General features: G+C 65.9%; 19 protein-coding genes. 7 read left to right on the top strand and 12 right to left on the bottom strand.

All coding sequences use genetic code 11. From position 1 onward, the window contains the following. Positions 1–672 (bottom strand): TetR family transcriptional regulator (locus tag Q0A15_RS00145; RefSeq protein ID WP_291277510.1); only part of this gene is annotated, 672 nt, incomplete at its 3' end. A gap of 113 nt (positions 673–785) precedes the next feature. Here Q0A15_RS00145 and Q0A15_RS00140 point away from each other — a divergent pair. Then, the gene (locus Q0A15_RS00140; protein WP_291277509.1) at positions 786–2,012 is read left to right on the top strand and encodes an ABC transporter permease; all 1,227 of its coding nucleotides are present in this window, start codon (positions 786–788) and stop codon (positions 2,010–2,012) included. A 169-nt stretch (positions 2,013–2,181) separates the two neighbouring features. On the opposite strand, the gene Q0A15_RS00135 is transcribed toward Q0A15_RS00140, so the two are convergent. Both Q0A15_RS00135 and Q0A15_RS00130 read right to left on the bottom strand, forming a co-directional pair. Continuing rightward, positions 2,182–2,889, bottom strand: a complete 708-nt coding sequence (locus Q0A15_RS00135; protein WP_291277508.1) for a TIGR00645 family protein — start codon at positions 2,887–2,889, stop codon at positions 2,182–2,184. Between the two features lie 213 nt (positions 2,890–3,102). After that, positions 3,103–3,666 (bottom strand): TetR/AcrR family transcriptional regulator C-terminal domain-containing protein, encoded by a 564-nt coding sequence (locus Q0A15_RS00130; RefSeq protein ID WP_291277507.1) that lies wholly within the window; start codon positions 3,664–3,666, stop codon positions 3,103–3,105. 62 nt (positions 3,667–3,728) lie between these two features. On the opposite strand from Q0A15_RS00130, the gene Q0A15_RS00125 reads away from it, so the two are divergent. The 4 genes from Q0A15_RS00125 to Q0A15_RS00110 all read left to right on the top strand — a co-directional run bounded on the left by Q0A15_RS00125 (position 3,729) and on the right by Q0A15_RS00110 (position 8,083). Continuing rightward, positions 3,729–4,946 (top strand): beta-ketoacyl synthase, encoded by a 1,218-nt coding sequence (locus Q0A15_RS00125; protein WP_291277506.1) that lies wholly within the window; start codon positions 3,729–3,731, stop codon positions 4,944–4,946. A gap of 61 nt (positions 4,947–5,007) precedes the next feature. Further along, a complete protein-coding gene (locus Q0A15_RS00120; RefSeq protein WP_291277505.1) occupies positions 5,008–6,009 on the top strand; it encodes an alpha/beta hydrolase in 1,002 nt (333 codons plus the stop codon). Continuing rightward, positions 6,006–7,373 (top strand): alcohol acetyltransferase, encoded by a 1,368-nt coding sequence (locus Q0A15_RS00115; protein WP_291277504.1) that lies wholly within the window; start codon positions 6,006–6,008, stop codon positions 7,371–7,373. The genes Q0A15_RS00120 and Q0A15_RS00115 overlap by 4 nt, the downstream gene beginning before the upstream one ends. Continuing rightward, entirely contained in the window at positions 7,370–8,083 is a 714-nt protein-coding gene (locus Q0A15_RS00110; protein ID WP_291277503.1) for a DUF6320 domain-containing protein, read from the top strand. The genes Q0A15_RS00115 and Q0A15_RS00110 overlap by 4 nt, the downstream gene beginning before the upstream one ends. Positions 8,084–8,175: 92 nt before the next feature. Here the strand turns inward: Q0A15_RS00110 and Q0A15_RS00105 are convergent, their stop codons facing one another. Further along, positions 8,176–9,915: an FAD-binding protein gene (locus tag Q0A15_RS00105; RefSeq protein WP_291277502.1), complete on the bottom strand. Its 1,740-nt coding sequence runs from the start codon at positions 9,913–9,915 to the stop codon at positions 8,176–8,178. Between the two features lie 90 nt (positions 9,916–10,005). Between Q0A15_RS00105 and Q0A15_RS00100 the strand changes: the two genes are divergently transcribed. Further along, positions 10,006–11,022 (top strand): LysR family transcriptional regulator, encoded by a 1,017-nt coding sequence (locus Q0A15_RS00100; protein ID WP_291277501.1) that lies wholly within the window; start codon positions 10,006–10,008, stop codon positions 11,020–11,022. 82 nt (positions 11,023–11,104) lie between these two features. Here the strand turns inward: Q0A15_RS00100 and Q0A15_RS00095 are convergent, their stop codons facing one another. Further along, on the bottom strand, positions 11,105–11,668 hold the full coding sequence (locus Q0A15_RS00095) for a TetR/AcrR family transcriptional regulator (RefSeq protein ID WP_291277500.1): 564 nt from the start codon (positions 11,666–11,668) through the stop codon (positions 11,105–11,107). Next, positions 11,665–14,304, bottom strand: a complete 2,640-nt coding sequence (locus Q0A15_RS00090; protein WP_291277499.1) for an MMPL family transporter — start codon at positions 14,302–14,304, stop codon at positions 11,665–11,667. The genes Q0A15_RS00095 and Q0A15_RS00090 overlap by 4 nt, the downstream gene beginning before the upstream one ends. 192 nt (positions 14,305–14,496) lie before the next feature. Here Q0A15_RS00090 and Q0A15_RS00085 point away from each other — a divergent pair, with 192 nt between their 5' ends. After that, positions 14,497–15,072: a DinB family protein gene (locus tag Q0A15_RS00085; RefSeq protein ID WP_291277498.1), complete on the top strand. Its 576-nt coding sequence runs from the start codon at positions 14,497–14,499 to the stop codon at positions 15,070–15,072. 12 nt (positions 15,073–15,084) lie between these two features. Here the strand turns inward: Q0A15_RS00085 and Q0A15_RS00080 are convergent, their stop codons facing one another. The 6 genes from Q0A15_RS00080 to Q0A15_RS00055 all read right to left on the bottom strand — a co-directional run bounded on the left by Q0A15_RS00080 (position 15,085) and on the right by Q0A15_RS00055 (position 20,835). Further along, positions 15,085–16,536, bottom strand: coding sequence for an MFS transporter (locus Q0A15_RS00080; protein WP_291277497.1), 1,452 nt, complete (start codon positions 16,534–16,536; stop codon positions 15,085–15,087). A 56-nt stretch (positions 16,537–16,592) separates the two neighbouring features. Next, positions 16,593–17,516, bottom strand: a complete 924-nt coding sequence (locus tag Q0A15_RS00075; RefSeq protein ID WP_291277496.1) for an SDR family oxidoreductase — start codon at positions 17,514–17,516, stop codon at positions 16,593–16,595. Between the two features lie 217 nt (positions 17,517–17,733). Then, positions 17,734–18,063, bottom strand: coding sequence for a branched-chain amino acid transporter permease (locus tag Q0A15_RS00070; RefSeq protein WP_291277495.1), 330 nt, complete (start codon positions 18,061–18,063; stop codon positions 17,734–17,736). Next, entirely contained in the window at positions 18,056–18,760 is a 705-nt protein-coding gene (locus tag Q0A15_RS00065; protein WP_291277494.1) for an AzlC family ABC transporter permease, read from the bottom strand. The genes Q0A15_RS00070 and Q0A15_RS00065 overlap by 8 nt, the downstream gene beginning before the upstream one ends. Next, complete coding sequence (locus Q0A15_RS00060) at positions 18,757–19,629, bottom strand: LysR family transcriptional regulator (protein ID WP_291277493.1); 873 nt, start codon at positions 19,627–19,629, stop codon at positions 18,757–18,759. Before Q0A15_RS00060 ends, Q0A15_RS00065 begins: the two co-directional genes overlap by 4 nt. A 114-nt stretch (positions 19,630–19,743) precedes the next feature. After that, complete coding sequence (locus tag Q0A15_RS00055) at positions 19,744–20,835, bottom strand: cupin domain-containing protein (protein WP_291277492.1); 1,092 nt, start codon at positions 20,833–20,835, stop codon at positions 19,744–19,746. Positions 20,836–20,941: the final 106 nt, after the last annotated feature.

Genomic DNA, 20,941 nt, shown 5'->3' with positions numbered 1-20,941 from the left:
CGGCAGGTAGCGGCGTACGGTCGCAGCGATGTCGGAGGCGACGGCTTCCGCCGGTAGCTCCGCGATGGGAGCCAGCCGAAGCACGTAGCGAGCGATACCGATCCCGAGGAGATGGCCGCCCAACAATTGCAGTGGGGGAGTCGTGTTGGTGGCTGGTGGGGCGCCGGTCTCCGCGGACGTGTCGGTAGTGCGCAAGAGGCGCTGCATGATCGGGAACAGCCTGCTCTGCAGCGCGGCCTCCAGATGGTCGCGATTCTCAGTGGACTCCATTCCGGACCGAATCAGGGCGATGAAGGTGGATGCGGTGGGTTCGGTCTCCCACAGCTTCAGGAAGGCCTGTGCGAATCGTTCGGGGAACTCATCCGTAGGGACGGTGTCCAGCTCCAGGGCGGACTCCATGCGGTCGGCGTGGCGCAGGATCGCCTCGTCGAAGAGTCCCTGTTTGCCGCCGAAGAAGTGCTTGACCATGGCCACGTCCACGCCTGCCTCCGAGGTGATGGCGCGCAATGAGGACGCCGCATAGCCGTGCTCGGCAAACAGCTTGATGGCGGCATCCAGGATGGCCTGGCGCGTGGATTCGCTCCCGCTTCGCCGGCCGCCAGGGTGCCGCGAGGCACCCGCTGGAGCCGGGCCGTCGGGCAACGATGTGCCGTCACTGGTGACGGAGGTCATGAAATATCCCCTCAACGCTCGTTGAACTCAATGGGTGTTGAGTTCTATGGTGGTCTACGAACCGTTCGGCCGCAAGCCGATCCCCTCACATTCAACCCCATCAGGAGATCCCGATGAGTACAGAAGAGAAGGCTGTGGAACCGGCGTCCTACCCGACGCTGACCGCAGACGAGAAGAAGAAGAACTGGGTCAAGGCCGGCAGCCTCGGTGTGGCCATCGCCGCCATCGGCTGCTTCTTCGCGATCATGTTCCTATGGCCCATGACCACCACCGATCCCAAGGGCATCAACCTCGGCGTCGTGGCTCCGGAGAAGACTCAGGCTCAGGTCGTCAAGCAGCTCGAGTCCCAGGACAAGGACCTCTTCGACATCACCACCTACTCCGATGAGGCCGCAGCCAAAAAGGCCGTCGAAGAGCGTGAGATCACCGGAGCCTTCGTGGTGGGATCCGATGGGTCCAAGCAGATGCTGACGGCCTCCGCCGGCAATGCGCAGGTCACGCAGATGCTCACGCAGATGGCCAACGGCATGTCCACGCAGGGTGAGGCGCAGGCGGCCGACGCCGCCCAGAAGGTCAAGGAAGCCCAGGAGAAGCTGGCGGCTGCGCAGCAGGCGGGCCAGGACGTTCCGGCGGACCAGCAGGCTCAGGTCGAGGCTCAGGCCAAGCAGGTCGAGGCGCTGCAGGCCAACGCCAAGGTCGAGGTCACGGACGTCGTCGCCAACGCAAACGCTCAGTTGGGCATGCTCACCGTGCTTCCCGTCCTGATCGGTGGTGTGGCCGGCTCCATGATCGCCACCCTGGCCGTCAAGAAGCGCTACATGCGCTTCGCGACGCTCGGCATCGGTGCCCTGGCCATGGGTCTGCTCGGTTCCCTCATCATGGGCACGTGGTTCGGCCTGCTGGAGGGCAACTACTGGGTGGACGCGGCAGCGATTGCGCTTGGCATGCTCTCCATCGCCGCGTGCATTACCGGCCTGGCCTCGGTGCTCGGAATGGCGGGTGTCGGACTTGGCGTGGTCGTCTTCATGCTCTTCGCCAACCCGTGGGGCGGCTCCATGATGCCCACCGAGTTCCTGGCCACCCCATGGGGGACCATCGGTGCGCACATGCCCAACGGCACCGTGATGAACCTACTGAAGAACCTCAGCTTCTTCCCGGATGCTTCCACGGGTGGACAGTGGTTGACCCTGGCTATTTGGGCCGTGGCCGGCCTCCTGCTCCTGTGGCTGGGTTCAGTGCTCAACCACGGCAAGATCGGCCGCAAGAAGGCCGCAGCATCCGCGACCGAGGCCTCCAAGAAGGAAGGCGCCCACGTGGCCGAGGGCAACGCTTCGGACTGACGCTGACCGGTCGAGGTTGAAGGGCTGAGGTCGGCAATCCGACGATGGACAGATCCCCTAGGGATTCCGTCGCCACCACATACTTAGAGGGTGTGGCAGTGACGGAATGCCTGGGGGATCTGTTGTGCTTTATAGCCTGCGGGTGCAGGCGGCTGGCGGGGAGTGGGACTCAGTGAGACTCCACGGACTCCTTGCGGCCGCGCTTCTTCCTGCCGCCGGAGGGCTCCCCGTGGTGGGACTTGTTGTCGATCCACTGCAGCGCCACCGCGGAGACGATGAAGGCCATATGGATGATCACCTGAGCCATCACGCCCTCCCAGGTGTAGGCGGAGTCCTCGCTGCCGATGTTGCCGGCCTTGATGAAGGTGGCCAGCAAGTGGATGGAGGAGATCGAGATGATGCTGATGGCGAGTTTCACCTTCAGCACGTTCGCGTTGACGTGGTGTAGCCAGTCCGGCTCGTCCGGGTGCTCGTTCACGCCGAGCTTGGACACGAAGATCTGATAGCCCCCCATGATGACCATGATCAGCAGGTTCGCGATCATGACCACGTCGATCAGGCCCAGAACGGAAAGCATGATCGAGTTCTCATCGAGGTGATCGATGTTGTGGTAAACATCCGTGATCAGGTGCCACAGGTCCACCAGGAAGACGACCACGTAGATCAACTGGGCGATGATCAAGCCGATGTACAGGGGTGCCTGCAGCCAACGGCTGGAGAAGATGAACACCCCGAGCGTGCGGGAGACCCCGGAGCGGCGGTAGTTGGAGAAGTCGTAGTCGCCGCTGGGCGTCACGCCTGGCGTGCGGCGCGGTTCCAATAGCGGGGATTCGGAGTCACCGGAGCGAGCGGGATCCGTAGAGGGGTGGTGGTCCACCTGGGGGAGTCCTTTCGAGTGGGCCGGAACGCGCTGATGACGCGCTCGGCCGTGAGGTCAGTGCCCACATTTTGTCAGCATCAACTGAGGGCTTGCCATGAGATGCCCGACGGTCGGCGCCCAAGCGCCGTGGGGCATGGCACCCCGACGCCGGCGGCCGACGCGTGGTCCGCGCGTCCTCGGTAGGGTGGCGACGTGACTGGGGTTGGCCTGCTAACCGTCTGCGCGCAGTGACAATCCTGCCGCGATGTCCACGTCTTCGTAGGTGCCCACCCAGCCGGCCTGGTGCACCAGCGCGGTACCGAAGATCGAGGTCCAGAACGTCTTGGCCGCTCTCTGGACTCCATGCTGCGCCGTCCATCCTCGAGAAGCGATGTGTTCGCCGAGGAAGTGTTCCGACCGAGAGAGCAGTAGGCGCAGGTATCCGGAGACCACACCCTTGAGCTCCTCGTTGTTGCGGGCCAGCGTCAGGGACGAGACCACGGCGGTCAGTGAGGGCATGGACAGCGCCGTGCGTGCGATGGCGGTGGCGAAGGCTTCGGGGGTGCGGGCCGAGCGCGCCGCGCGGGGTAAGCGTGAGGTATCCCGGAGAAAGCGGGCGAAGGCGGCGTCGACGTAGAGCCGATCCTTGGAACCGAAGTGGTGCGTGACCTGATTCGGGAAGACCCCTGCGGCCTGCGCCACCTGCTTCACGGTCAGCTCTGCCGGGGAATGCGAGATGACCAACGCGGCTGCTGCTGTGCGAATGGTCATACGGGTGTCGCGGCGAGTGGACATGACGCTATTGTATGTCGTACAACTATTGTTGTATCCCGTACAAGAACTGAGTGGAGTGTGTTTTGGGCGTCGTCGTGACCGGCTATGGAGCCGTGACCCCGTTGGGGGCGGATGTTGATGAGTTCTGGGAGGGGCTCGTGACCGGTCGTTCCGGCGTCGAGGAGCTCCGGCTGGACCCCGAGCTCTTCGAACAACCACGTCAGGCGGTGGGACGCGTGAACGTGGACTTCGGTGAGGTCATGGGCAAGGCCGCAGCGAAGCGCCTGGACCGTCAGCAGCAGCTGGCACTGGTGTCCGCACGCGAGGCCTGGAAGGACGCAGGCGAGCCCGAGGTGGAACCGGATCTGCTGGCCACGAGCATCGGCACCGGTATCGGTGGACTCCGCACCCTCCTGGACGAGGAGGCCAAGCTGCATGCCAAGGGCGCCCGCCGGGTCTCCCCGCGCACGGTACCGCAGCTGATGGCCAACGCGGCGTCGGCGCAGGTGAGCATCGAGTTCGGTGCCCGCGCCGGTGTCTACACGCCCGTCTCCGCGTGCGCCGCAGGGGCCGAGGGTCTCGCGATGGGTGCGCGACTGATCGAATCGGGTGAGGCGGACGTCGTGATCGCCGGTGGTGTCGAGGCCGCCATCGCGCAACTCACCGTGGCCGGGTTCTCCCAGACGCAGGCGCTGGCCACGCCAGGCGTGGACGAGGACCTGACTCTTCTGTCCAGTCCCTTCGCCGCGGATCGCAAGGGATTCGTCCTGGGTGAGGGAGCGGGTGTCCTGATCCTCGAATCGGAGGAGCACGCCGCGGCGCGTGGGGCACGAGTCCATGCGCGTCTGGCAGGTTGGGGTGTCACGTCGGATGCCCATCACATCACGGCTTCCGACCCGGAGGCCGGCGGACAGTCCCGCGCCATCGAACGCGCTCTGCGTAAAGCCGGGCTGACGGCCGCCGACATCACGCAGGTGAACGCTCACGCCACGGGTACGTCGGTGGGCGACGACTCCGAGGCCCTGGCGCTGACCCGCACCGGCCTCGCGGACCACGTTGCCGTCACCGCGGTGAAGGGCGCCACCGGGCACCTGGTCGGTGCGGCCGGTGCGGTGGAGGCCATCGCCTCCGTGAAACAGGTGGAGACCGGGCTGGTTCCTCCCACGCATCACCTCGCCGCTGATGATCCCGCCTGCGGGCTGGACGTGGTCAGGGGGACGGCCCGGAAGGTGGGCGGCCCGGTGCTGTCCAACTCCTTCGGCTTCGGCGGCCAGAACGTGTCCCTGATCTTCACCGCCTGAGGCGGGCGGTCCCGGAGCCGGGCCGTTCACCATGTAGTCGGTGACCGCGTAGTGTTGGCGGATGCAGCGGTCTGATCCGGGGCGTCGTCGCTCACCCAAACAATGGCTGATCAAGAAGATCGTCGCGCCGTTCTCGGCGCCACGCCTGGACATGGCCAAGGACTATGAGTTGGTTCGTCGCTTTCAGCAGAAGCTGGCAGCTGCGCGCACCCGGCCCGGCAAGTCATGGGAGGATCACCGGCTCCCCGGGCTGGAACAGGATCCGGAGATCCTGATCCGGGTGTTCCGGCCCCGCAAGTTTCAGGACTCGACCTTGCTGGTGTTCTTCCACGGTGGTGGCTGGGTCACAGGGAACACGGATAGCTATACCCCTGCCTGCACAGCCATGGCGGAGGCCACCGGTCGCGTCGTCGCTTCGGTGAACTATCGCCTGGCACCGGAGCACCCCTTCCCGGCCGGCCTGCGTGACTGCTACCAGGTGGCGCGCACTTTGATCCAGGAGCCACAACGGTTGGGCGGCCCCGCGGACAAGGTGGTGCTGGTGGGGGACTCCGCCGGCGGGAATCTTGTCGCAGCCGTGTCCCTTCTCCTGCGTGAACAAGGTGAAGAACCCGCCGACCAGCAGATTCTGTTCTACCCCGTGGCGCATTTCGACCACGACCCAGCAACGTCGCCCTTCGAATCCGTACGGGAACATGGGGAGGACTATCGGCTGACCAACCTGGAGGTTCAGCAGTATCTGAACCTCTACGTTCCCGACCCGAAATGGCGCATCCATCCGCTCGTGGCGCCGTTGAAGGCGGAAGATCTCTCCGACCAGCCGGAGACTCTGCTGATCACCGCCGAACTCGACCTCCTGAGGGATGAGGGGGAGGCCTACGCGGAAGGACTCCGGGCGGCCGGCAACAGGGTCAGCGTCCACCGGATGCCGGAGGCCTTCCACGGATTCCTCACCATGCCGCGCTACTCACGTCCCGTACGGCAGGCCTACCGACTCATGAACGCCTTCCTTGGCGGGGTGCGCGTGGATGAGGGGCCGTCAACACCCGAGGCCGGCGAATGAGATGGGGCGGGCACCCCAGTGAACACGGCTGGGAGCGGCTGGACAACGCGTCCAACATCTTCCTGGCCGCGCGGAACTCCGTGGACTCCAAGGTCTTCCGACTCAGCGCGGACCTGAACACGGACGTGGATGCTGTCCTGCTGCAGCAGGCTCTGGACACGACGTTTCAACGGTATCCCCTGTACTCCTCGGTGGTGAGGAAGGGACTCTTCTGGTACCACCTCCAGAGCAGTGAATTGCGTCCGCGGGTGGAGCCGGACGCCCTGCCCGTCTGCGCAGCGTTGTACAAGCCGGACCAGCCCGGCCTCCTGTTCCGTGTGGTTCACTTCCGCCACAGGGTCAGCCTCGAGGTCTTCCATGCGCTCTCCGACGGCACCGGCGCGCTGTGGTTCTTCCAAGACCTCTTGGACGAGTACGCAGCTCTGCTGGATCCGACGGCCGGGGCCCAGCCGGGTCCGGAGTCACGACGACCGGAATTGCACAGTCTGAGCCGTGACAGCTTCTCCCACTACTTCCGGAGGCAGAAGAGGCGGGAACGCTCATCGGAGCGGAAGGCAGACACCGAGGTGCAGGCCACGTCCTCTGTGCTGGCGACGAGCCGGCGTGGAGCGAGGGTTCATCGGGTGAAGGGAACGTACACACCGGACCTGCGCACGCACCTGGTGGAGCTGACCCTGCCGGCCGCTGAGGTGCTCCAGCTGGCCCGGGCCGAGGGCGTGTCCCTGACGATGTATCTGGTGGCGGTGTTCTTCGACTCGGTCCGTTCGGCCGCCGGAGGAACCACGGGGCTGGGAGCGGCCCGGACGCTGGCCGTCAGCGTGCCGGTGAACTTGAGGGCGCTCTTTCCCTCCACGTCAGCCCGGAACTTCTTCGCGGCGGTGACGCTGCAGCACACCTATGGCCAGGGGCCCGACGACGTCGGATCGGTGGCGCGAGGGTTGGAAGCGCAGTTCCGGCCGCAGATCACGCCGGAGGCGCTGGAGATCAAGATGCGTCGTTTCGCCCGATTCGAGCGCATGCTGGGCTTGAGGATCGTTCCCCGGGCCATCAAGGACGTGGTGCTCAGCGCCATCAACAGGGTCAACAATCGAGGCATCACTGTGGCCATCTCCAATCTGGGGCGGGTGACGTTGCCCGCGGGTGCCGAGGAGCGTGTGAAGTCGATGTCTCTCAGTGTCTCCGCCATCCGTCCGCAATTGTCCGTGATGTCTCATGCCGGATACCTGACCCTGAGCTTCACCTCGCCCTTCGTGGAAGTGCCGCATGTGCGTGAGGCCGCACGCTTCTTCCGCGAACAGGATGTTGCCGTGCGGGTGGCGGCAACGGCCGTGACCGAGAACGACCTCGGAGGGGTGCAGCGATGAACCACTGCGGTGCCTGCGACGTGGACGTCGTCGGCGACTGGTCCAAGTGCCCCCTGTGCCACACGGCCCTGTCCGTTCCTGATTCGCTGCGGCCTTCGACTTCTGATCCGACAGCGCCCGTACCGGAGGCCGCTGCGGATCCCTGGCCCAGAGCGCCGATCAGGTTCACGCGGCGACTGCTGACTCGAGCCCTGCTCGCGGGTTCCCTGATTGTCATTGCGGCGTCCCTTGCCGCGCAACTGCTGCTGCTCGGGGATCACCAGTCCGTCGGCTGGTTTCGTTCGGTGTGGTTGGGTCTGACCTGCATGTGGCTGTTGGTCATGACCGCCGTGCACAAACGACGCAATGTCGCCAAGGCCGCGCTGTATCTCACCGTGCTGGTGTCCGGTGCGTGCGCCTACTGGGACTTCCTGACCGGTTGGCACCGTTGGTCGTTGACGTACGCCGTGCCGATCGTGTGTGCAGGGGCCGCGATAGCGGTCCTGATCACCGTGCGGATCATGCGTATGGAGACCGGGGACCACATCCTCTACACGGGGGCGGTGTCCGTGCTGGGAGTTACCCCCGTCCTCTTCGTGATCTTCGGTTGGTCCACCAATCCGTGGGCAGGCGTGATCAGCGCCTGCGGTAGTGGCACCGTCCTGCTGTCGCTGCCCACCACGAGCGGCAGGACCATGTGGGCGGAGCTGACCAAGCGCTTCCACATGTGACTCGACAAGAAAGGTGCCCCCGGCCCATCCAATCGCGCGGAATCCACGAGGTCGGACGGGCCGGAGGCGCGAGACCGCTCACCGGAGGAGGGTCACTCCACGAGCTTGCCCTTCGGGGAATCGTCCAGGTGTTCCTCGGCCAGGTCGCGGAAGGACTCGGGGGCCTCGGGCAGCGGCTCGAACTCGACGCCACCGGTGGGGGACCACAGGAAGTTGCCCTTCAAGGCCGGGTCCTGCTCCGGGAAGTCGGAGCGGTTGTGGCAGCCGCGGGTCTCCTTGCGCTCCAGTGCACATTCCAGGGTGGCGCGGGCGGCCAAGAGGGAGCCCTTCAGATCGAAGGCGTGCGCCAGGTCGTCGAAGCCTGCGATGTCGGGGTGCGCCGTGACGTGCTCGGCTCGCTCCTCCAGCACGGAGAGCTTCTCAAGCCCGGCGCGCAGGCCTGCCTCGGAGCGCACCACACCTGCATGCTCGGTCATGACGTTGCGGACCTCGCGCTGCAGGCGGCGAGGCACCTCGAATCCGTCGTCCATCAACAGTGCGTCGATCTCGGCGCGGGCCTCCGCGATGGCCTCGGGCGAGCGGTGCACGTCGGTGCGCTCGGAGGCGAAACGGGCGGCCTCGCCACCGGTGATGCGTCCGTAGACCAGCAGCTCGATCAACGAGTTGCCGCCGAGCCGGTTGGCGCCGTGAAGGCCGGAGGAGGCCTCGCCGATGGCGTAGAGGCCGTCAACGCCCGTGCCGTGATCGTGGGCGCGGACCCACACACCGCCCATGGAGTAGTGAGCGGTGGGGGCGATCTCGATGGGGGACTCGGTGATGTCCAGCATCTGCAGGTCGATCAGCGTGCGGTAGATGCGCGGCAACTTCTCGAGGATGACCTCGCGCGGCAGATGCGAGACGTCCAGGTACACCCCGCCGTGCTCGGTGCCGCGGCCCTCCGCGATCTCCGTGTAGTTGGCCAGGGCCACACGGTCACGGGTGGAGAGTTCCATGCGCTCGGGGTCGTAGCGTTCCATGAAGCGCTCGCCCAGGGAGTTGCGCAGGATGCCGCCCTCACCACGGGCGGCCTCGGAGACCAGGGTGCCTGCGGCGTCGTCGGGCTCGAGCAGTCCGGAGGGATGGAACTGGACCAGTTCGGCGTCCCGGATGCGGGCGCCGGCCAGCGCTGCCAGGCGGAACGAGTCGCCGGTGTTCTCGTCGCGGCGAGAGGAGGTGTAGCGCCAGATGCGGGTGTGACCGCCGGCCGCCATGATCACGGCGTCCGCGTCGATGCGGACCTTGTCTCCGGTGACGACGTCGAAGCCGTAGGCGCCGAAAACGGTGCCGTCGGCGACCAGCAGTCGGGTGATGTAGACGGTGTCGATGATCGGTACGTCCAGTTCGGCGGCGCGACGCACCAGCGTGCGCTGGATCTCCAGACCCGTGTAGTCGCCGGCGTAGCAGGTGCGGCGGTACTTGTGGGCGCCGAAGAAGCGCTGCGAGATCCGCCCGTCGGCCTCACGGGCAAACGGCATGCCCCAGCGTTCCAGGTCCTCGATGCCGCGGGCAGCGTTCTGAGTGACGGTCTCCACGATGGCCGGGTCGGCAAGGTAGTAGGACTCGCGCAGGGTGTCCGCGGCGTGCTGCTGCCAGGAGTCCTCGGGGTCCATGGTGGCCAGGGCTGCGTTGATTCCTCCTGCTGCGAGGGTCGTGTGGGCATCGTGCTTGCGACGCTTGCCAACCGCCAGGACCTGGACTCCGCGTTCGGCGAGTTCGATGGAGGCCCGTAGGCCGGCTCCGCCGGTGCCGATGACCAGGACGGAGGTCGTGAGGACGCGTTCGTTGTTGCTCATGAGGACAAACTTAGGAAGGCCAACCTTCATGCGTCTAATGATTTATTCACCTAGACAACATGCGCCTGCCGTATGGATAGGATGGGAGGTATGAACTTGGTCCAGTTACAGGCGTTCGAAGCGGTGGCCAGAACGGGTACCTTCACGGCGGCAGCCGAGGAGCTCTTCGTCACTCAGCCCTCGCTCTCACGTCAGATCGGCTCGCTGGAGGCAGAACTAGGGGCCGTGCTCTTCCAGCGCAGCCGCGCGGGCGCCACCCCGACGCTGGCCGGGAAAACCCTGTTGCCCATCGCCACGCGCATGCTCGCAGATGCCGAGGCGGCTCACGTCGAGATGGCGGCCCTGGCCGGCCTCAAACGCGGCCGCGTGCGTATCGGTGCCCCGCCCACGCTGTGCGTCTCGGTCCTCGCCGAGGTCCTGGCCGCCTTTCGCGCCCGCTTCCCCGGCGTCGCCATCGAGGTCACGGAATCCGGCTCGCGCGCCCTGGCGGAGGGCCTCTCCGAGGGGCGTCTGGACTTGGCGCTCACAGTGGATCGCGGACCGGTGGGCCCCGCCGTCATCTCCGAGCACCTGTTCCGAGAGGAACTCGTGGTGGCCAGTGCCATGCCCGACGCCGTGGGCTCGGCTCCCGCTGTCGTCGCGCCGCAGGCGCGTGACGAGTCCGCTGACGGCGTAGGTCCGGAACCCGCCGTCGGGCACAAGGCCGTCGAGATTCCGGAGACCATGACCCTGGCGCAGCTGGCGGAGACGCCGCAGGTGGCCTTCAACCGTAACTACGACTTGCGCAGGGCCACCGACATGGCCTTCCACCAGGCCGGGCTGACCCCCACCATCGCGGTGGAGGGGACGGAGATGGATGCCGCACTGCGCTTCGTTGAGCGCGGTCTCGGCGTGGCCGTGGTTCCGGCCACGATCCTGTTGGGGCGGCCCGGGCTGCGTGCCTCACGGCTCGTGGAGCCCTCCCTGACCCGTACCGTCGGGGTGACGGTACGCGCCGGGACAGCGCTGGATCCGGCGTCGGAGTCCATGCGGGAGATCCTCAAGCAGACCGTGGAGCAACTGACCGGGCCTGGGGCCTACTTCGCCGACCTCGTGACCACCGTCTGACCGGCTGGATGCGACGAGGCCCCGCCCACGTCGGGTGACGTGTGGGCGGGGCCTCGTAGCGGTCTGGGGCGTTGGCAACCGGTCAGTTCGACTTGGGTGCGAGGGTGGTCATGATGGAGAAGAACTCCTCCACGATGCTGCGCAAGCCCTCGTCATTCAGGTCATCCGATTCCACGAGCATCGACAGGAAGGCCAGTACCCCACCGGCCGCGAAAACCGCTCTGGTGTTGGTGCGCACGTCTGCCCCCAACTCCGCAGCCAGTGCTTCCTCGACCCAGGACTGGGCCGTCTGCTTGGCAGTGGCATACGGCGAGGACGGGCGCAGCACCTGACGGTACAACGGACGCTCACGCCACACTTCCGTCATGATCTGCACCAGTGCCTCTGGCGGCTCCGCAGTGTGGAAGTCCTCGTCCGGTGGCAACGAACTGGTCAAGGATTCCAGACGCATCTGGATGGCATACGCCAGGACCTCGTCCACGGACTTGAAGTGTCGGTAGAACGTGGGCCGGGAGACCCCGGCCTCCGCGCAGAGCGCGGAGACCGCGACCTTGACTGACTGTTCCTCGTACGACACCAGCCGCACCATGGCCTCGGCCAGGGCGGTGCGGGCCGCCTCCGGCCGAGGATCTGGACGCTGCGTCATGCCGAGGGGCTGGAAGCGGAACCACTCGCGGCAAGCTCCTCACGCGAATGCGTGTGATGCTGCGTGAGCTTCTCGCCCTCGATGTCCACGTTCGGGATCAGCCTGTCCAGCCACTTCGGCAGCCACCAGGCGGACTTGCCCAACAGGGTCATCACGGAGGGGATCAGCACCAGGCGGACCACGAACGCGTCCAACAGAACGCCGAAGGCCAGCGCGAAGCCAATGGGCTTGATCATGGTCATCTCGGAGAAGATGAAGCCACCGAACACGGAGATCATGATGATCGCGGCCGCGATCACCACGCTGCGGCCCGCACGGACGCCGCGGACCACGGCCTTCCGTGCCTCCATGCCGTGGGCATAGGCCTCACGCATACCCGATCCGAGGAAGAACATGTAATCCATGGCGAGGCCGAAGAGGATGCCGACCAGGATGGTGGGCAGGAAGGACAGGATGGGGCCGGGGGTCTCCACACCGAAGAAGTCGGCCAGCCAACCCCACTGGTATACAGCGACCACGGAACCCAGCGCAGCCAGGTAGGAAAGCACGAAGCCCAAGGTCGCGATCAGCGGCACCAGCAGCGAACGGAACACCATGATGAGGATCAGCAGGGACAGGCCGACCACGATCACCAGGTAGAGCGGCAGGGAGTCCACGATCTTCTCCGACATGTCGATGTTGGCCGCGGCGGAACCTGCCACACCGATCTTGTACTCGTCGGCCAGTGGCCAGTCGTCACGAAGGGTGTGAACCAGGGACTCCGTGCTGGACGCGGTGGGACCACTCTCGGGGATCAGCTGGAACAGGGCCTGGGAGTTGTCCTTCGACACCACGGCGGGAACCACGGCGGAGACCGACTTGGTGTCCTTCAGCTCCTGGCCGATCTCGATCTGCGCTTCCTGCGCCTCATTGTCACTCAGGCCGTCCGGCAGATCGGCCAGAATGATCATCTGGGCGTTCTGACCCTCCCCGAACTTGTCGGAAATCTTGTGGTAGGCCACGTATTCGCTGGTGTCATGGCCGGCCGAGCCGTTGTCGGGCAGGTTGGTGCGCATGTCCAACGCGGGCAGGGCCAAGGTGCCGAGCACCGCGATACCTGCCACGGTGGCGACCGCGGCGCCCCAGCGCGGGAAGGCCTTGACGTTGTTGGTGCTCTCCTTGAGGGATTCCACCGGGTCGGCGGCCTCCGCCTGTCTGCGTTCCTTGCGCTTGAGCAGCTTGAACTTGAGCAGGCCGAGTAGTGCGGGCGTCAGCGTGATGGCGATGAGGACGGCGACCACCACGGAGATGGCGCCAACGGTACCCATGAGCCCGAGGAAAGGCAGGCCGGAGAAGTTGAGCGCCAAGAGGGCGATGACCACGGTGGCGCCGGCGAAGACCACCGCGTTACCGGAGGTTCCGTTGGCCAGGGCCGCGGAGTGCACCACGTCGTGGCCCTGCTTGAGCTGGGTGCGGTGACGGTTGACGATGAAGAGCGAATAGTCGATGCCGACCGCAAGACCCAACATGATGCCGAGCACCGGGGTCACGGACGCGATGTCGGTGATGTGGCCGATCAGCATGGCGATGCACGCGCCGATACCCACGCCGATGATGGCGGAGATCAGGGGCAGGCCCGCGCCGATCAAGGTTCCGAGCATGATGAACAGGACCACGGCCGCGACGACCACACCCACGATCTCGCCGACGCCGATGATGGAGCCGACCTCAGGGGAACCGGAGAAGTTGAAGGTGACGCCGGCTACCTTGGACTTCGCATCGAGGGAGTAGGCTCCGTCGGCATCCTTGTCCATGAAGGCGGACTTCACGTCCTCCTGGTCGGAGGCCTCGACGACGCCGGTGGAGGTGTTGAAGGTGAAGTTGATGACCGCGGTGGTGCCGTCATCGGAGACCATGTTCACGTCGGCAGCCAGCTTCATCAGCTTGGAGCCGTTCGTCAGCTCGGTCTGGCTGTCCTCGAGCTTCTTGGAGTTCTTGGTCAGCTTGGTCTGATTCTGATCCAGCTTCTTCTGGTTGGACTCCAGCTCCTTGGATCCGGCGTCGAGCTTTGCCTGAGCGGCTCCGAACTGCTGCTCGATGATGGCATCAGTGGCGCCCTGAGCCTTGGCGGCTTCCTTGGCCTGATCCAGCTGCTGCTGTTGCTCGGAGAGCTGCTTCTTGGCAGCGTCCAGCTTCTTCTGAGCGGCGTCCAGTTGCTTCTGGCCGTCCTCGAGCTTGGTCTTACCGTTGTCGAGTTCCTTCTGGCCATCCTTGAGCTTCTGCTTCTGCTTGGCCAGATCCGCGTCAGTTGCGAAGGGGTCCGTGGCGGTGGCCACGTCGCCGTCGTTGACACCCTCGATGAGGTCGGCGATGTCCTGCTTCTGCTGCGACGTGAACTTCTTGTCGTTGTCGGTGGAGACCACCATCTGCGCCGAATCGGTGCCGCTGCCGGAGTCGTCGGACTCCTTCATGAGCTTCTCGACCTGGGAAGCCACCTTGGTGGTGGGGGTGTCACCCACGTCCATGGCCTCGGTCATCTTCACTCCGGAGAGGCCTACGGCTCCTCCGAGGATGATGAGCGCGGCGAGCCATGAGCACACAACGGCCCAGCCGTGGCGCGCACACCACTTTCCGATCTTGTACAGCAATTCAGCCATGAGTCCTCCGGGTTGGTTACGGACGGATGCAGTGGACCCCAGATGGGCCCGAGACGACGAGAAAGCCCGCGGAGCCTTGAGCGTCGACGCATCAAGGGCACGGACTTTTGAAACACATGTTACACACCTAGGTGCTACGCATGCGACGCGAAGGATGGTGATCCGAACCACAGGTTGATCTAGGGTTGGGTCATGAGCGACGATGTATCCTCCACCCCGATTCCCCGTCCTGTCGACGATCCCGAGCCCGTTCCGGCGGAGACCAGGGACTGGACCTTCGTCCTGAACACCGGTTGCCCGGAGTGCGGCTGGAATCAGTGGCCGGATGTCGATTCGCTGCGTGAGGCCTGGGACAGGAATGTGGCCGTATGGCCCGACCTGGTCACTGCCACCGCGTCTTCTGCTCGGCCCGACGACCACACCTGGTCCGCGCTGGAGTACGGTTCCCACGTTCGGGACATGATCCGGTTGCTGCGGATCCGCGCGTCGATGATGGTGCAGCGTCACGACCCGGAATTCTTCAACTGGGACGGTGACGGCGCCAACGTGGTGCGGCGCGACTGGGCCACGGATCCTCAGGCACTGGCCCAAGATCTGCGAAGGGCCGCGGAGGAGACGGAGGCCTTCCTCGACGCCCTGACCCCGGAACAGCTGGAGCGTACCGGTCGTCGTGGAGACGGGGCCCCGTTCACGGTCTTCACGTTGTGGCAGTACATGGGCCACGACGTGGAGCACCACGTCTGGGACGTGGTGGGCAAGCGCGCCTGACCCACCTTTCGCTCAGACGGTGGGTTTCTCCTGCGTCAGCGGAGCCGCCACGTCCTCGAGGGACTTCCGCTCGGCCTTCACGCCGAAGAGCAACGCGATACCACCGGCCGCGATCATCAACACCGCTCCGATGATGAAAGCCAGGGCGGTGTCTCCCGTATGCCCGGTCTCCACCATCTTGGAGAACAGCAGCGGGCCGCTGATACCGCCGGCAGCGGTTCCGAGTGCGTAGAAGAAGGCGATCGCCAGCGCCCGGGTTTCCATCGGGAACACCTCGGAGACGGTCAGGTAAGCGGAACTGGCACCCGTGGAGGCGAAGAAGAGGACCGCGGCCCAACACGCCGTCATCGTGACGGCGGTCAGCGCGCCCGCATTGAACAGGGCAGCCGTGGCTAGGAGGAGGCAACCGGAGAGGATGTAGGTCCCCGAGATCATGGGCTTGCGCCCCCACGTGTCGAACAACGGGGACAGCAACAGCGGCCCCAGGAAATTGAACGCGGCGATGACTGCGTAGTAGTAGCCGGTTTGACCCGATGCCACTCCGAAGAACGTGGACAGGATCGTGGCGTAGCCGAACGTGATCGCGTTGTAGAGGAATGCCTGGCCGATGAACAGGGCGAAACCGAGCGTGGCCCGCTTGGGGTAGGTGGTGAAGATGGTGCGGGCGATTTCCCCGAAGCCGATCGCGTGGCGTTGCTTGATCTTGATCTTGGAGGAGACCTCCGTCAGTTCCTTCCCGCTCTCTCTGCTGACCTTCTCCTCGATCTCCTTGACCACTTGATCGGCCTGGTCCTCGTGCCCGTGGATGAACAACCAACGAGGACTCTCGGGAATGGTCCGTCTCACCAACAGGATCAGCAGGCCAAGGACCAGCCCGAGGGCGAAGGTCAGCCTCCAGCCGACGTCTCCGGGGAACAGGTTCTCATTCAGGGCCACGAGCGAGAGCAGCGAGCCACCAACGGCACCGAGCCAGTAGGTGCCGTTGATGACGATGTCGACCCGTCCGCGGTACTTGGCCGGGATGAGCTCGTCCACGGCCGAGTTGATGGCGGCATACTCCCCTCCGATCCCCGCACCGGTGATGAAGCGGAGGGCGAAGAACATCCAGGCCTCGGTGGTCAGCCCGGTCAGTGCGGTGGCGCCCAGGTACACGGCGAGTGTGATCATGAACAGCTTCTTGCGGCCCAGGCGGTCCGTCAGGTGGCCGAACACCAGGGCACCTATACATGCGCCGAGCACGTACAGGGCCGCTGCGGTGCCGGAGACCTCGGTCTGTGTGATGTCGATACCGCTGCCGGACTCGGTCAGCCGGGTGGTGATGTTGCCGACCACGGTGACCTCGAGACCGTCCAGGATCCAGACGGTGCCCAGGCCGATCAGCACCCTCCAGTGCCACCGTGCCCACGGCAGGCGGTCCAGGCGTGCCGGGACGTCGGTCTCGATGGTCTTGAGTTCTCTGGTCATGACGCACTTCCCTTCACAATTACCGGATTCGAACTACCTGTCGCTGTTCGGAAGGGTCACGGTGAGGTTTGGCCGCCGTTGACGTGGATCGTGGAGCCCGTGATGTAGGTGGCTTCGTCCGAGGCCAGGAAGACGTAGGCCGGAGCCACCTCGACTGGCTGGCCCGCCCTGCCGAGCCACGTGTTCTTGCCGAACTCCGGGAGTGCCTCCTGGGGCTGCCCGTGGGAAGGCTGCAGAGGAGTCCAGATGGGGCCGGGGGCCACTGCGTTGACGCGGATGCCCTTGGGCCCCAGCTGCTGCGCCAGACCCTTGGAGAAGTTGTTGATCGCGGCCTTGGTCGAGGCGTAGTCCAGCAGGTGTGCCGAGGGGGAATATGCCTGGATGGAGGTGGTGTTGATGATGCAGCCGCCGGGTTCCAGGTGGGCCGTGGCCTCTCGACAGAGGGTGAACATGGCCAGGATATTGGCGTGGAACGTGTGCTCCACCTGGTCGTCCTCGAGTTGGGCGATGTCGTCGAGCGAGATCTGCCTCCCCGCGTTGTTGACGAGGATGTCGAGGCCGCCCAGTAGTTCCACGGCACGGGGGACGAGGTCGCGACAGTATTCACGATCCGTCAGATCCCCGGGGAGCAGGTGGACGGTTCCGCCATCGGATTCGATGATGTCCTTGATGTCGGAGGCGTCCTCGGCCTCCTCGGGCAGATGTGCCAGCGCCACCTGGGCGCCTTCCCTGGCGAAGGCCAGGGCCACGGCGGCGCCGATGCCGGAATCCGCGCCGGTGATCAAGGCCTTCCGGCCCTGGAGGCGGCCGAGGCCCTGACGAAGGTCCTCACCGCGGTCCGCTTGCGGCTCGAGATCGCGGTCACTGCCTGGCTCGTTCTGGATCTGCTCAGGTGGGCTGATCCGTGGATGTGCGCTCCGGGGATCCTGGGGGCGGACTGCAGCTGCTGAGGCCGAAGCCGAGGGGATGCGTGAACTCATGTCTCACTCCTGCTGGTTTGCTCGGGTGTACTGCGTTCGATCCAGCCAACGTAGTAGCCGTGGAGGCAGAATGCATCCCCCTTGAGAATCGAGGAGATGAAGAGCAGAATGCCGGCTTTTCGGGTTCGCCGCCGTTTGACCGTGCATGTCCATTCCGGCGGGCCCATTCCGTGTCGCAGGGCCTCGGATCACATCGGCAAAGCACCCCCGACGTCGCTCAGGCGGCGATGACCGATGCCAACACCACGTACACGCCCGTCCCGCCGAAAATGCTCAGCATCATGTTGCCCCGCCAGAGGTGAAGCGCAACCGTCACGGCCAGAGCAAGGCAGACGGGCCCGGCTGCGCCCAGACTGGTGACGTCGGTGTCCTTCAACGTGTAGAAGGCCAGGATGAACATGATGCCGACGGGCATGTGCTCACCGAGGTACTCAAGCAGCTTGCTCTTGCGCAGGGGCGCCAGCGCGGCGAATGGTGCCGCGCGAAGGGCCCAGGTGATGCCGGCCGACACAAGAATGCCACAAAGGACATATAGCCAGTCAGGCATTCTCCCTCCTGTCGCGGACCCAGTAGGAGACCACCAGAGCCACGATGAACAGGGCGAAGGCGATGAGCAGCATGTTCTGCCGCGAGATCAACGCGGCCACCAGCGCGCACCCCAGCGCCAGCGCAGGAGCGGGGAGGGATCGCTTGACCTTGTACGCCTCCATTCCCAGCACCAGGAACAACGCGGTCACGGCGAAGTCGAGGCCAACCACCTGAGGCGGGATCAACGTGCCGAGAGCCGCACCCACCGTTACCGCGGTGACCCAGCCAAGGTGGAAGCCGGCCTGGATCGTGATGATCCGCGTTCGTGACCAGCCGGAGGAGGCAGGGTTCGCGGTCAGCGCGTAGGACTCATCCGTCAGGGCGAAGGTGCTGTAGGCCTTCCACCAGCGCCCCTTGACCTGCTGAAGCGGGAACGTGAGGGCATAGAACACGTGGCGGAAGTTGACCAGCAAGGTGCTCAACGCGATCTGGCACAGTGGTGCGGCGGCCGCCAGCAACCCCACCAGCAAGAACTCCATGGAGCCGGCGAAGACCACCGCGGCGAGGACCGGTGCCCACCACCAGTGCAGCCCGGACTGCACCACGAGCACGCCGAGCGCCAGACCCAGGGGCACCACCGCCAGAATCGCCGGGAGAACGGTGCGCCGGCCGGCCGCGACCTCGCCCTGCCACGCAGGGTCTCGAGGAGCACTCATCGAGCGGAGTCCTGCGCGATCTCCAGCAGGCCGGCGATCAACGGTGAACGTTCCCCCACTCGCCAATAGAGTCGGTGCACGATCTTGGGCGCGTCCAGCAGCGGGATGAATGCGAGTCCGCGCGGCACCACGTTCTCCCGGATGGCGGTGCCTGCCAGGTTCACGGCCTGTCCCACCCGCACGGTCTCCACGACCTCCTCGAAGCTGCGGGCCGAGCGAAGCGTGTACGGATGCCTGCCCAAGGCGGCTTCGATCGGGGCGAGCCAGCGTCGGGCCCCGTCGTTGTCGGTGGTGGTCACGAAGGTCTCGTCGCCCAGCTCGGCCAGGCGGACTCCCTCGGTCCGTGCGGCCAACGGGTGCCCCGAGGCCACCAGCAAGACGGCCTCTTCCGTGCCGTACGCCTCGGCCTCCAGTTCTGAGGCGGCCGGGACATCGGGTTCCGCGACGAAGGCGCAGTCCAGCCGCCCCCCGGCCACGAGCCCAGCCCAGTCGCCAAGGCCCACGCGCTGTGGACTCCAGTGCACCTGCGGGAAACGCTCGGCGGCCAGACGCAGCGCGGTGTCCACCTCTTCGCTCGGAACGGAGACCCCCACCTTCAACGTGGGAGTGCTGCCGCCACGGATCCAGTCCTCAACGCGATCCATGCTGTTCACGGTGCGGGAGGCAAGCGGCAGCAGCTCCGCCCCGGCGTCGGTCAGCGTGACCGAGCGTGGGCTGCGTTCCAGGAGGCGCCGCCCCACGAGCTTCTCCAGCGTCGCCACGGTCTCCGACAGCGAGGACGGGGAGACTCCGAGGGTCTCCGCAGCACGCGTGAAATGACGCTCGCGGGCCACGGCGAGGAAGCAGCGCAGCTGGTGGACGGTGGCCATGGGCCCCATCCTGCCACCGCAGGTGCGCAATGCCCGACGACGGGTGGTCCCGATTCGTGCGAAACGGGACCACCCGGCGTCGGGCATAGGACCGGCCTACGGCCGGTTGGGGCGTCAGATGCCCAGTGCGCGCTCCCGTGCAGGCGGTGGGCCCACCACGGTCACATCCAGCTCCGGGTGCGCCATCATGGCGGCCGGGATGGTGGCCGGGTCGATGAGGCCCTCGGTGTAGACCAGGTCGCCGTTGGCCGGCTGCGAGGTGACGTCGAAGAACGGCTCGAAGATGTCTCCGGTGAGCAGGCCCAGCATGCGCGTGTTGTGCGTGGCCATGCAGAAGGAGTGGATGGTGCCGGCGGGGGCGTGCAGGAAGTCGCCCTCGGTCAGCAACACCTCCTGGCCGTTGGCGTGGATCCAGATGCGGCCGGAGAGGCAGATGAAGTTCTCCGTGTGCAGGGAGTGGAAGTGGCGGATGATGTAGGGCTGCTGGCCGCCCAGGGAATCCACCATGAAGTAGCGGCGGTCCGTGTTCCGCGGGCGCGCCACGTAGGAGTTGATGGTCTCGGGCCAGGCGCGGTTGTCGCCGTGGCCGGAGTTGAGGATGTAGGCCTCAGTGCCCTCCGGAAGTTCGTCGAACTCGCGAGTGTCTGCCAGGGGCGCCAGGCCACCGCCGATGGCATCGTCCGGTAGCGCCAGTTCCTCGGCGCTCACGCCGGCAGGCAGAACCAGGCGGCCGGTGCCGCCCTTGGCCGGGTAGACGTGGGCATCGGTGGCCTCGCCGTTCTCCAGGATGGCGTCCAGGGCGCCTGCGTCGGCCGAGAACATCAGCAACTTGGTCATGTGCGACAGCGCGCGGTAGGCGAACGGGGTGCCCTGGGGCACGTGCACGGAGCCGCCCGCGGTGACCACATGGGTGCCCTCGGGCAGCCAGACCTGAACGGAACCGTCGGCCACATAGTAGGAGCGCTGGTGCTCGGGGAGGCGGTGCCAGGGGGTCAGAGCACCGCGCGGGGCCAGGACCCACGCCGCGTCGAAGATGCCGCCGGTGTCGGAACCGCGGGCGATGATCGTGTAGAGCTGGCCGTCCACCTCGCGGCGGATGCCTTCACCGTTGGCGACGTAGTAGGGGAGGGGCTCGCCGGGGAGCTCGTTGATGAGGGGCGCAGCGGCGTGCATCGCCTCGAGGTCGAGGCCCTGGGGTGCGTGCATGGGGTTTCTCCTGCGTTTGATGGCTGTGAAGGTGGTGTTTTCAGGCGGAGAGGGTCCGCTTGAGGAAGTTGAGTGCGTCCGCGAAGGCGTACGTGGTGCGTTCGGG

Source organism: Galactobacter sp., from assembly GCF_022712295.1.
Classification (GTDB): Bacteria; Actinomycetota; Actinomycetes; order Actinomycetales; family Micrococcaceae; genus Galactobacter.
The sequence above is the reverse complement of the archived record's forward strand: the minus strand, read 5'-3'. Positions and strand labels throughout refer to the sequence as shown.